Origin of the sequence: Xanthomonas sp. 10-10 (assembly GCF_040182365.1) — a bacterium.
GTDB classification, from domain to species: Bacteria; Pseudomonadota; Gammaproteobacteria; order Xanthomonadales; family Xanthomonadaceae; genus Xanthomonas; species Xanthomonas arboricola_F.
On record NZ_CP144460.1, the window covers coordinates 3,887,929 to 3,899,858 of the forward strand.

The 11,930-nt window shown below is 66.4% G+C and carries 7 protein-coding genes; 3 read left to right on the forward strand and 4 right to left on the reverse strand.

Annotated features, from left to right (window positions below; genetic code table 11):
• Positions 1 to 22: 22 nt before the first annotated feature.
• The 4 genes from VZ068_RS16285 to cysD form a co-directional block, all read right to left on the reverse strand.
• Entirely contained in the window at positions 23 to 3,148 is a 3,126-nt protein-coding gene (locus tag VZ068_RS16285; protein WP_349655878.1) for an efflux RND transporter permease subunit, read from the reverse strand.
• Positions 3,145 to 4,215 (reverse strand): efflux RND transporter periplasmic adaptor subunit, encoded by a 1,071-nt coding sequence (locus tag VZ068_RS16290; RefSeq protein WP_349655879.1) that lies wholly within the window; start codon positions 4,213 to 4,215, stop codon positions 3,145 to 3,147. Before VZ068_RS16290 ends, VZ068_RS16285 begins: the two co-directional genes overlap by 4 nt.
• A 253-nt stretch (positions 4,216 to 4,468) precedes the next feature.
• Positions 4,469 to 6,445 (reverse strand): sulfate adenylyltransferase subunit CysN, encoded by a 1,977-nt coding sequence (cysN, locus tag VZ068_RS16295; protein WP_349655880.1) that lies wholly within the window; start codon positions 6,443 to 6,445, stop codon positions 4,469 to 4,471.
• Positions 6,445 to 7,353 carry a sulfate adenylyltransferase subunit CysD gene (gene cysD / locus VZ068_RS16300; RefSeq protein WP_349655881.1) on the reverse strand — a complete coding sequence of 303 codons (909 nt, stop codon included), beginning with the start codon at positions 7,351 to 7,353 and terminating at the stop codon, positions 6,445 to 6,447. The genes cysN and cysD overlap by 1 nt, the downstream gene beginning before the upstream one ends.
• A 179-nt stretch (positions 7,354 to 7,532) precedes the next feature.
• Here cysD and VZ068_RS16305 point away from each other — a divergent pair, with 179 nt between their 5' ends.
• From VZ068_RS16305 to VZ068_RS16315, 3 genes are all read left to right on the forward strand, one after another.
• Positions 7,533 to 9,380 (forward strand): assimilatory sulfite reductase (NADPH) flavoprotein subunit, encoded by a 1,848-nt coding sequence (locus tag VZ068_RS16305; RefSeq protein ID WP_349655882.1) that lies wholly within the window; start codon positions 7,533 to 7,535, stop codon positions 9,378 to 9,380.
• Positions 9,381 to 9,488: 108 nt separating this feature from the next.
• Complete coding sequence (gene cysI, locus VZ068_RS16310) at positions 9,489 to 11,195, forward strand: assimilatory sulfite reductase (NADPH) hemoprotein subunit (protein ID WP_349655883.1); 1,707 nt, start codon at positions 9,489 to 9,491, stop codon at positions 11,193 to 11,195.
• Positions 11,192 to 11,917: a phosphoadenylyl-sulfate reductase gene (locus VZ068_RS16315; protein ID WP_259156058.1), complete on the forward strand. Its 726-nt coding sequence runs from the start codon at positions 11,192 to 11,194 to the stop codon at positions 11,915 to 11,917. The genes cysI and VZ068_RS16315 overlap by 4 nt, the downstream gene beginning before the upstream one ends.
• The last annotated feature ends 13 nt before the right edge of the window (positions 11,918 to 11,930 follow it).

Consider the following 11,930-nt stretch of genomic DNA (forward strand, 5'->3'; position numbering starts at 1 on the left):
AGCGCACCGCTGCCGGTCTCACTCAGGCGTGACCACCTACCGAAGGCGTCTGCGCCTCCAGGGTTTCCAGCTCGCGCGCCACCGCTTCGGGCGACTTGGTGAAAGGCGCGATCAGGCTGTAGAACGCCGGCACCACGTACAGCGACAACAGCGTGGACAGCGACACGCCGAAGATCACCACCACACCGATGGTGGCGCGACTGGCCGAGCCGGGCCCGCCGGCCACCACCAGCGGAATCGCACCGACCACCGTGGCGATCGAGGTCATCAGGATCGGGCGCAAACGCACCGATGCCGATTCGACGATGGACTGGTGCACGCTGCGGCCTTCGTCGCGCAACTGATTGGCGAACTCCACGATCAGGATGCCGTTCTTGGCCGCCAGTCCCACCAGCATCACGATGCCGATCTGACTGAACAGGTTGAGCGTGCCGCCGGTGACCCAGAGACCGACCAGCGCACCCAGCACCGCCAGCGGCACGGTGAGCATGATCACCAGCGGATGGGCGAAGCTTTCGAACTGCGCGGCCAGCACCAGGTACACCACCAGCAAGGCCATGCCGAAGGTCAGCAGCACCGCGCTGCCGGATTGCTGGTATTCGCGCGATTCGCCCTTCCAGTCCAGCTGCGCGTATTCGGGCAATTCTTCCTGCGCGGTCTGCTGCGCCCAGGCGATGGCATCGCCCAACGGGTAGCCCGGCGCCAGGCCGGCGGTGATGGTGATCGCGCGCAGGCGATTGAAGCGGTTCAAGGTGCCGGCTTCGGCCACTTCGCTCAAGCTCACCAGATTGGACAGCGGAATCAACTCGCCACGCGTGGAGCGCACGCGGATGGCAGTGAGGTCTTCCGGCGCCATGCGGCCTTCGCGCCCGGCCTGCAGCATCACGTCGTATTCCTCGCCGTTGTCCACGAACGTGGTGACGCGGCGCGAGCCCATCATCGCTTCCAGCGCGCCACCGATGGCGGTCACCGGCACCCCCAGATCGGCCGCGCGCAGGCGGTCGATGTTGACGCGCATCTGCGGCCGGGTTTCCTTGTAATCCGAATCCGGGCCGACCAGGCCGGGATTGGCTTCCATGCGCTGCAGGATGCGGTCGCGCCACTGCGCGATCTCGGCATAGTCCGGGCCACCGAGCACCAGCTGGAACGGTTGGCCGCGGCTACGCACCAGCCCGCCGCTCACCTGCGTGCGCGCACGCACGCCGCTGAGCACGTTGAGTTTCTGCTGCAGTTCGTCGGCCACTTCGGTGGTCGGTCGGGAGCGCTTTTCCCAATCCTGCAAAAACACACTGACCCGGCCGGTGTGCATTTCCTCGCTGCTGCCAAAGCCACCGGGCACGCGCGGATTGGCACGCACGATCGGTTTGTCCTGCCCCACGTACGGGCGCAGGATGTCTTCGACCTGATGCATCTGCCCGACGGTGTAATCGAAGCCGGCGCCTTCGGGCCCGTCGATCATGATCTGGAAATTGCCGCGATCTTCCGCCGGCGCCAGTTCGGAGGGAATGCGGCCCATCAACCAGGCGCTGGCGCCCAAGGCCAGCAGCATGAGCAGCGCGAAGATCCAGGTGCGGTGCACGTGACGCTCCAGCGAGCGCCCGTACGCGCCGGACACCGCCTGCATGCGCCCGTCAAACCACCGATGGAAGCGATTGGGTTTGGCCTGGCTGTGCGAGCGCAGCAGCTTGGACGACATCATCGGCGTCAGCGTCAGCGCCACGAATGCCGATATCGCCACCGCCGCGGCCAGTGCCACCGCCAACTCGCGGAACAAACGCCCGGTATTGCCTTCCAGAAACCCCACCGGCAAAAACACCGCCACCAAGACGGCCGTGGTCGCGATCACCGCGAAGGCCACCTGGCCGGTACCGCGCTTGGCAGCCACCAGCGGCGGCTCGCCCAGATCGATGCGGCGCTGGATGTTTTCCACCACCACGATGGCATCGTCCACCACCAGGCCGATACACAGCACCAGCGCCAGCAAGGTCAGCAGATTGATCGAAAAATCGAATGCGTACAGCGCGATGAATGCGGCGATCAGACACACCGGCACCGTCACTGCAGGAATCAGCGCAGCGCGTGCGCTGCCCAGAAACACCCAGATCACCACCAGCACCAGCACCACCGCTTCGATCAGCGTGTGGTACACGCGCTCCACCGCCGCATCGATGAAGGTGGTGGTGTCGAAGGCGACGAAGATGTTGGTGCCCTGCGGTAGCGACTTCTGCACTTCCTCGGCCTGCGCGCGCGCCTCGCGTGCAACGTCCAGCGCATTGGCGGTGGAGTTGCGCACGATGCCCAGGCCCACGTTGGGCACGCCGTTGCTCTGGAAATACGCGCGCCGCTCGGCCGAGGTGAGCTCCACCTTGGCCACATCGCCCAACCGCACCACATAGCCGCCCTCGCCCTTGCTCAACGGCAACTTGGCGAAGTCTTCCGGCTTGAGGTAGCTGCGCTCCACACGCAGGGTGAAGTCGCGCTGCGCCGATTCGATGCTGCCGGCCGGCAACTCCACGTTCTCGTTCTGCAGCGCCGCTTCCACATCGGCCACGGTGAGCTCGCGCGCGGCCAGTTGATCGCGGTCCAGCCAGATGCGCATCGCATAGCGCTGGCGCCCGCCGATACGCACCTGCGCCACGCCGTCCAGGCTGGAGAAGCGATCCACCACGTAGCGCTCGGCGTAGTCGGACAGCTGCAGCGTGTCCATCGTGCTGGAGCTCATGTTGAGCCACAGGATGGGGTCGGCGTCGGCTTCGACCTTGGAAATCTCCGGCGGGCGCGCCTGGTCCGGCATGCGGTCGGAGACGCGGCTGACCGCATCGCGCACGTCGTTGGCGGCCGCTTCCACATCGCGCGACTGCACGAACTCGATGCTGATGTCCGACGAACCGTTACGGCTGCGCGCCTCGATGGTCTCGATACCTTCGATGCCGGCCAGCGCATCTTCCAGCACCTGGGTGATGCGGCTTTCCACCACCGCGGCCGACGCGCCGGTGTACTCCACGTCCACCGAGACGATGGGCGGGTCGATCGCCGGCAGTTCGCGCAGGGTAAGGCGGGTGAACGACATCACCCCCAGCACGATCAGCAACAGGCTCATCACCACCGCCATCACCGGGCGGGTAATGGACAGGTCGGAGAGCTTCATTGTGCCGCTGCCTGCGGGCGCGTCGACGCGGGCGCGGCCTGGTCCACCACCTTCAGGCCCGGACGCAGTTTGCCGGTGCCGTCCACCACGATGCGCTCACCGGCCTTGACACCCTCCAGCACCTCCACCTTGCCGTCGCGCCGCTCGCCCAGGCGCACATCGGCGCGCTCCACGCTGCTGTCGGATTTGACCCGGAACACGTACGACTCGCGCCCCACCTGCACCACCGCAATCTCCGGGATCACCAGCGCCTGCCGCGCCGGCTGCAACAGCCGCACATCCAGCAGCATGCCCGGGCGCAGGCGACGGTCGTCGTTGGGGAAGTCCGCACGCACCGTCACCGAGCGGGTGGTCTCGTCGATGCGCGAGTCGATCGCGGCGACCACGCCATCGAAACGCGCACCCGGATACGCCGCCGCGGTGCCATTGACGGCATTGCCGAGCTGCACCAGGCCGAACTGCGATTCCGGCACCTGAAAATCCACGTACATGCGCGCCACATCGTCCAGCGTGGCGATCACGGTGCTGGAGGTGATCAACGACCCCGGACTGATCTGGCGGATGCCCAGCACGCCGGAAAACGGCGCACGCACCTCGCGGTCGGTGATTTCCGCGCGCATCTGCTGCACGCGCGCCTGCGCCGCATCGCGCAGCGCACGCTGGGTGTCGACGGTGGACTTGGCAACCAGTTGCTGGCCAACCAGGCCCAACTGGCGGCGATACAGCTGGTCGGTTTCCTCGAAGGTGGCCTGCGCGGCGGTCAGCGCGGCCTGCTGCGAATTGCCGCGCAGCCGCAGCAGCAACTGCCCGGCCTTGACCTCGTCGCCGCTGTCGAAATACACCTGCTCGACCACATCGCTGACCGCCGCAGTGAGCGCGACCGATTCGCGCGCACGCACGGTGGCGATCGATTGCACGGTGGAGTTCCAGGGCTGCACCGCCACCGGCTGCACGACCACCGGGATGGGCTTGGCAGCGGCCGGCGCACTGGCCTGACGGGCACAACCGGACAGCCACACGGCCAACAAGAGCGCGGCGCAACTGCGCGCGCTGGGCAGAACAAGCATCAGAACATCCTGGCGGGGTACCGCGAAAGTTTACCGACCTCGCCGCCATGCGTTGACAGAAAGGGCGCGCTTTGCACCATGACCAAAGACCCTTGCCGTCCGGGTCACGATGCGCTGGTCGGCGCGGCCCTCGATGCTGCAATCCGGTACCCCGGCAAGCCCTGAGGCGCAGACCCGCGCAGTCGTGCCACGGTTGGGTCTGATGCCGCGCACAACGCGCGGGACACTGGATGCAACGTCCTGAAGGCTGCGCTCAGCGCTCCAGCCCCAGAAACTCGAGCACGTGGCGCGCCAGCGCCTCTACATTCTCACCATCGGCGTGAAGATGGATCTCCGGTGTCTCGGGCGCCTCGTACGGCGAGTCGATACCGGTGAAGTTGGGAATCTGCCCGGCCCGCGCCTTGCGGTACAGCCCCTTCACATCGCGCGCTTCTGCCACCTCCAGCGGCACATCCACAAACACCTCGACAAACTCGCCCGCATCGAACCGCTCGCGCGCCAGTTGCCGCTCGGCGCGGAACGGCGAGATGAAACTGACCAGCACGATCAGGCCGGCGTCGGCCATCAGCCGCGCCACCTCGGCCACGCGGCGGATGTTTTCCACGCGATCTTCGTCGGTGAAGCCCAGATCGCGGTTGAGTCCGTGGCGCACGTTGTCGCCGTCCAGGATGAAGGTGTGATAGCCCAGCGCATGCAGGCGCTTGTCGACCAGATTGGCGACGGTGGATTTGCCCGCGCCCGACAGGCCGGTGAACCACAGCACGCGCGGCGCCTGGCCCTTGATGCGCGCACGGGCGCTGCGGTCCACATCCAGGTGCTGCCAATGCACGTTGCCGGCGCGGCGCAACGCAAACTCCAGCGTCCCCGCCGCCACGGTGGCATTGCTCTGCCGGTCGATCAGGATGAAACCGCCGAGCACGCGGTTGCGTGCGTAAGGCGCAAAGGCGATGGGCTCATCCAACGCGAGATTGCAGTAGCCCACCTCGTTGAGTTCCAGCCGCTTGGCGGCCAGCCGCTCCTGCGTATTCACATCGACCTTGTGCTTGATCTCGCTGATGCTCACGGTGACCGTACGGCTGCCGATCTTGAGCCAGTACGGGCGGCCCGGCAGCAAGGCGGCATCGTCCATCCACAGCAGATGCGCGGCGAACTGGTCGGCCACTTCCGGCGGGTCGTCGATGGCGGCGATGATGTCGCCGCGGCTGATATCGATCTCATCGCGCAAGGTCAGCGTGACCGCCTGACCGGCGCGCGCACTGTCCACCTCGCCATTGGCATCCAGCACCGATGCCACCTGGGTACGCCGCCCGGAGGGCACCACCACCACGGCATCGCCCACCCGCACCTGGCCGGCGGCAATCGTGCCGGCATAGCCGCGGAACTGCGCGTTGGGGCGATTGACCCATTGCACCGGCAAGCGCAGCCCGCTGCCGGTCTCAGGCGGCTCCAGCTGCACGCTGTCCAGATGCTGCAGCAGATGCGGCCCGCTGTACCACGGCATGCGGGTGGAAGCGCTGGACAGGTTGTCGCCAGCCAGTGCCGACAACGGAATGCACTGCACATCGGCAATGCCCAACTGCGTGGCCAGCGCGCAGTAGCCATCGGCGATGGCTTTAAAGACGTCGGCGTCGTAGTCCACCAGATCCATCTTGTTGACCGCCAGCACCACGTGGCCGATGCCCAGCAACGACACGATATAGCTGTGCCGGCGCGTCTGCGCCAGCAAGCCCTTGCGCGCATCCACCAGCACCACCGCCACATCGGCGGTGGACGCGCCGGTGGCCATGTTGCGTGTGTATTGCTCGTGGCCGGGGCAGTCGGCGACGATGAACTTGCGTCGGTCGGTATCGAAGTAGCGATACGCCACATCGATGGTGATGCCCTGCTCGCGCTCGGCAGCCAATCCGTCCATCAGCAACGCGTAATCGATGCCCTCGCCCTGCGTGCCATGCCGGCGGCTATCGCTTTCCAGCGCTGCCAGTTGATCGTCGAACAAACGCTTGCTGTCGTACAGCAAGCGCCCGATCAAGGTGCTCTTGCCATCGTCCACGCTGCCGCAGGTGATGAAACGCAGCAGCGGCTTGGATTCGTGTTGATGCAGGTAGGCGCCGATGGCGCCGGTAATCGGTAATCGGGAATCGGGAATGGCAAAAGCGGCATCATCGAACGATTCAGACGCAGCGAACTGCTGTTCCGATTCCCCATTCCCGACTCCCGATTCACGGCCCATCAAAAATACCCCTCAAGCTTTTTCTGTTCCATCGACGCACCCGGCGCATGATCGATCATGCGGCCCTGGCGTTCGGAGCTGGTGCTGACCAGCATTTCGGCGATCACCGCTTCCAGCGTGTCTGCAGTCGATTCGATCGCGCCGGTGAGCGGATAGCAGCCCAGCGTGCGGAAGCGCACCGAGCGCAGCTGCGGGATTTCGCCGGGCTGCAGCGGCAGGCGCTCGTCGTCGACCATGATCCAGGCGCCATCGCGCTCCACCACCGGCCGCGTTGCGGCGAAATACAGCGGCACCACCGGGATCTTTTCGCGATAGATGTATAGCCAGATATCCAGCTCGGTCCAGTTGGAGAGCGGAAACACGCGCACGCTCTCGCCGGGCCTGGTGCGCGCGTTGTAGAGATTCCACAGCTCCGGGCGCTGATTCTTGGGATCCCAGCGATGACGCGCATTGCGGAACGAGAACACGCGCTCCTTGGCACGCGATTTCTCCTCGTCGCGGCGCGCCCCGCCGATCGCCGCATCGAATCCGCCCTGCTCCAGCGCCTGCTTCAGGCCCTGGGTCTTCATGATGTCGGTATGCACCGCCGCGCCATGGCTGATCGGGCCGATGTCCTGCGCGACGCCGTCGGGGTTGATGTGCACGCGCAGGTCCACGCCGGTCTCGGCCGCACGGCGATCGCGAAAGGCGATCATCTCGCCGAACTTCCAGCGCGTGTCCACGTGCAGCAGCGGGATCGGCGGCTGCGACGGCGCAAAGGCCTTGAGCAGCAGATGCAGCAGCACCGAGCTGTCCTTGCCGACCGAATACAGCATCACCGGGGCCCGGAACTCGGCGGCGACCTCGCGCAGGATGTGGATGCTTTCGGCTTCGAGCCGGTCCAGGTGTGACAGCGGTGGCAGGGTCATCAGGGTGTCGGGGCGGCGGCAGGCAAGACCAGCCGATGGTAGGCCAAGGCAGCGCAGTGTGTGGCGGGCAGATGTCTGCCTGAAATAAGCGGCCGGCATAACGCGATAACCGGTGATCCTTTCTGGACGGGCGAACGCTTCCCTAACATCGTTCATCCAATCGCCGCTCCTGGATCCGAATGACCGCCGCCAGTTCCGCGCTACCGCCCAGCCCCTTGCCCGACGAGCGCAAGGCGCTGCTGGAACGGTTGGTCGACGGCCTGGATACCGCCTCGCTGTGGTGGCTGTCCGGCTATACCGCCGGGCTGGCGCAGGGCCAACCGCCACGGTCGCTGGCGGTCCTGCCGGGCGGGCAACCGCAGGCGGCCGCGCAGGACAGCCAGCGGCTGACCGTGGTGTACGGCAGCCAGACCGGCAACGCGCGCCGCCAGGCCGAACAACTGGCCGCCGATGCCGAGGCCGCCGGGCTGAGCGTGCGCTTGCTGCGCGCCGACGCCTACCCCACCCGCGAGCTCGCCAGCGAACGCCTGTTGTACGTGGTGATCAGCACCCAGGGCGAAGGCGACCCGCCGGACGATGCGATCGGCCTGGTCGAATTCCTGGCCGGCCGCCGCGCGCCCAAGCTGCCCGAGCTCAGGTACGCGGTCCTGGGCCTGGGCGATTCCAGCTATGCGCAGTTCTGCGGCATCGCGCGGCGCATCGACGACCGTCTGGCCGAGCTCGGTGCCAGCCGTGTGCAGCCGCGCGGCGAAGCGGACCTGGACATCGACAGCATCGCCGACCCGTGGCGCGCGCAAGCGCTCAAGCAAGCGCGCGAGCTGCTCAAGAGCGCTCCGCACTCGGCCACGGTCACGCCATTGCGCAGCAACCCGGTTGCGCCGGCGTGGTCGCACCAGCACCCGTTTGCCGCCGAGCTGCTGGCCAACCAGATCATCAGCGGGCGCGACTTCAAGGGCCCGGGCTTTCGCGTCTATGCGCAGCCCGGCAAGCGCGTGCGGCACCTGGAATTTTCGCTGGAAGGCAGCGGCCTGAGTTACGAGCCCGGCGATGCGCTGGGCATCGTCCATCGCAATCCGCCGGCATTGGTGGATGCGGTGCTGCAGACCTTGCGACTGGATGGTCATGCCGCCGTCACTGTCGGCGACCAGACTCTGGCCTTGAACGAGTGGCTGGCGACCCGGCGCGAACTGACCAAGCTGTCGCGGCCGTTTCTGACCGCCCATGCCGAGCGCGCGCGCGCAGACGAACTGCAGGCGCTGCTCACCCCTACCCAGACTGCCGGCCTGGCGTCGTTGCTCTCCGATCATCAAGTGATCGACGTGCTGCGACGCTGGCCGGCGGATTGGGACCACGCCAGCCTGCTGGACACCCTGCGTCCACTCACCCCGCGGCTGTACTCGATCGCCTCCAGCCGCAAGCGCGTGGGCGAAGAAGTGCATCTGGTCGTGGACGAACTCACCTACCAGGCGCACGGCCACGCGCATCTGGGCTCGGCCAGCGGCTTTCTCGCCGCACTCGCCGAAGGCGATACCGCCCCGGCCTACATCGAACCCAACACACGCTTTCGCGTGCCGGCCGACGCCGACCGCGACATCCTGATGATCGGCCCGGGCACCGGCGTGGCGCCGTTCCGCGGCTTTGTGCAGGAACGCGCCGAAACCGGTGCCAAGGGGCGTAACTGGCTGTTCTTCGGCGCCCAGCATTTCAATACCGATTTCCTGTACCAGGCCGAGTGGCAGCACGCCCTGCAACGCGGCGAGCTGCACGCGCTGGAGCTGGCGTTCTCGCGCGACCACGCCGACAAGGTCTACGTGCAACACCGCCTGCGCGAACGCGGTGCCGAGGTCTACGCGTGGCTACAGGGCGGCGCGCACGTCTATGTCTGCGGCGCCATCGGCATGGGCAAGGACGTGCACGCTGCCTTGCTGGACATTGTGGCCACCCACGGCGCCCGCAGCGCCGAAGACGCCGCCGCGTATCTCACACAGCTGCAGGTGGAGGGACGCTATGCGCGCGATGTCTATTAATGCCGGGAATCGGGAGTGGGAAATCGGGAATCGGTACAGCCCGCAACTGACCTTTCCTGGCAGACCAAGCAGTTTTTTACGACTCCCTATTCCCCATTCCCGATTCCCATGAGCCACTCCGTCGAAGACATCAAATCCGAAAGTCGCCGTCTGCGCGGATCACTGCAGCAGAGCCTGGCCGATGCGGTGACCGGGGCGCTGCGCGAGGACGATCAGACGCTGATCAAGTACCACGGCAGCTACCAGCAGGACGATCGCGATATCCGCGATGAGCGGCGTCGGCAGAAACTCGAGCCGGCGTATCAGTTCATGATCCGCACCCGTACCCCGGGTGGGGTGATCTCGCCCAGCCAGTGGCTGGCGCTGGATGGCATCGCCACCCGTTACGCCAACCATTCGCTACGCATCACCACCCGCCAGGCGTTCCAGTTCCATGGCGTGATCAAGCGCGAACTCAAGGCGACCATGCAGGCGATCAACGCCACCTTGGTCGATACGCTGGCGGCCTGCGGCGACGTCAATCGCAACGTGCAGGTTGCGGCCAACCCCTTGTTGTCGCAGGCCCATGCCACGCTGTACGCCGATGCCGCGCGCGTGTCCGAGCACCTGTTGCCCAATACCCGTGCGTACTACGAAATCTGGCTGGACGAGGAACGCGTCTCCGGTTCCGGCAGCGAAGACGAGCCGATCTACGGCGATCGGTATCTGCCGCGCAAGTTCAAGATCGGCTTCGCCGCCCCGCCGCTCAACGACGTGGACGTGTTCGCCAACGACCTGGGCTTCATTGCCATCCTGCGCGACGGCGAGCTGCTCGGTTACAACGTCAGCATCGGTGGCGGCATGGGCGCCAGCCATGGCGACGCGGAAACCTGGCCACGCGTGGCCAACGTCATTGGTTTCGTGACCCGCGATCAATTGCTGGAGCTCGCGACCGCGGTGGTCACCACCCAGCGCGATCTAGGTAACCGCGCGGTGCGCAAGCGCGCGCGCTTCAAGTACACCATCGACGATCACGGCCTGGACACCATCGTGGCCGAGATCGAACGTCGCGCCGGTTTTTCGCTGCAGCCTGCGCAAAGATTCGCGTTCGAGCACAACGGCGACCGCTATGGCTGGGTCGCAGGCGACGACGGCCTGTGGCATCTGACCCTGTCGCTGCCGGCCGGGCGCATTGCCGACACCGAGACCAGCGCGCACCTGAGCGGGCTGCGCGCGATTGCGCAGTTGAACGTGGGCGAGTTCCGGATGACGCCCAACCAGAATCTGGTCATCGCCGGTGTACCTGCGCCGCAGCGCGCGCAGATCGATGCGCTGGTTGCGCAGTACGCGCTGGATGCGGGCAACCATGCCGCCACCGCGCTGGCACGCGGTGCGATGGCCTGCGTGGCACTGCCGACTTGCGGCCTGGCGATGGCCGAGGCCGAGCGCTACCTGCCTGATTTCAGCGCTGCGCTGCAGCCGCTGTTGCAGCAGCACGGGCTGGCCGACACCCCCATCGTGCTGCGCCTGTCCGGTTGCCCCAATGGGTGTTCGCGCCCGTATCTGGCCGAGATCGCACTGGTGGGCAAGGCACCCGGTCGCTACAACCTGATGCTGGGCGGCGACCGTCGCGGCCAGCGTCTGAATACCCTGTATCGCGAAAACATCGCCGAGCCGGAGATCCTGGCCGCGCTGGACCCGTTACTGGCCCGCTACGCCGCAGAACGCGATCAGGCCGGCGACGAAGGCTTCGGCGATTTCCTGCACCGCAGTGGACTGATCGCACTGCCGCCCTACCCCACGCACCGTCACCTCGACCTGGAATTGCTCGCATGACCGCGCTGCCCGCTGCATCGATCACCTCTTCCGCGCTGGACGACCTGGACGGGCTCAACGCGCAACTGGAAAGCCTGCGCGCCGACGAGCGCGTGGCGTGGGCGCTTCAACATGGTCCGCAGGACGCCGCGCTGTCGTCCAGCTTCGGCGCGCAATCGGCGGTCACGCTGCATCTGCTCACCCAGCAGCGCCCGGACATTCCGGTGATCCTGGTCGATACCGGCTACCTGTTTCCGGAGACCTACCGCTTTGCCGATGCGCTGGCCGACCGGCTCAAGCTCAACCTCAAGGTGTATCGCCCGCTGGTCAGCCGCGCCTGGATGGAAGCGCGCCATGGCCGGTTGTGGGAACAGGGCATGGTCGGCATCGACCAGTACAACAACCTGCGCAAGGTCGAACCGATGCGCCGCGCACTGGACGAGCTCAATGTCGGCACCTGGTTCACCGGCCTGCGCCGCAGCCAGTCCGGCGGACGCGCGCAGACGCCGATCGTGCAGAAGCGCGGCGACCGCTACAAGATCAGCCCGATCGCCGACTGGACCGACCGCGATGTGTGGCAATACCTGCAGGCGCACGACCTGCCGTATCACCCGCTGTGGGAGCAAGGCTACGTCTCGATCGGCGACTTCCACACCACCCGCCGCTGGGAACCGGGCATGCGCGAAGAAGACACACGCTTTTTCGGCCTCAAGCGCGAGTGCGGGATTCACGAGGACATTTGAGTGGTGGCTGCAC

Excerpts from the sequence above, each read along its gene's own strand:
- VZ068_RS16285 (WP_349655878.1), bottom strand. The coding sequence starts at position 3,148 with ATGAAGCTCTCCGACCTGTCCATTACCCGCCCGGTGATGGCGGTGGTG.
- VZ068_RS16290 (WP_349655879.1), bottom strand. The coding sequence starts at position 4,215 with ATGCTTGTTCTGCCCAGCGCGCGCAGTTGCGCCGCGCTCTTGTTGGCC.
- cysN (WP_349655880.1), bottom strand. The coding sequence starts at position 6,445 with ATGGGCCGTGAATCGGGAGTCGGGAATGGGGAATCGGAACAGCAGTTC.
- cysD (WP_349655881.1), bottom strand. The coding sequence starts at position 7,353 with ATGACCCTGCCACCGCTGTCACACCTGGACCGGCTCGAAGCCGAAAGC.
- VZ068_RS16305 (WP_349655882.1), top strand. The coding sequence starts at position 7,533 with ATGACCGCCGCCAGTTCCGCGCTACCGCCCAGCCCCTTGCCCGACGAG.
- cysI (WP_349655883.1), top strand. The coding sequence starts at position 9,489 with ATGAGCCACTCCGTCGAAGACATCAAATCCGAAAGTCGCCGTCTGCGC.
- VZ068_RS16315 (WP_259156058.1), top strand. The coding sequence starts at position 11,192 with ATGACCGCGCTGCCCGCTGCATCGATCACCTCTTCCGCGCTGGACGAC.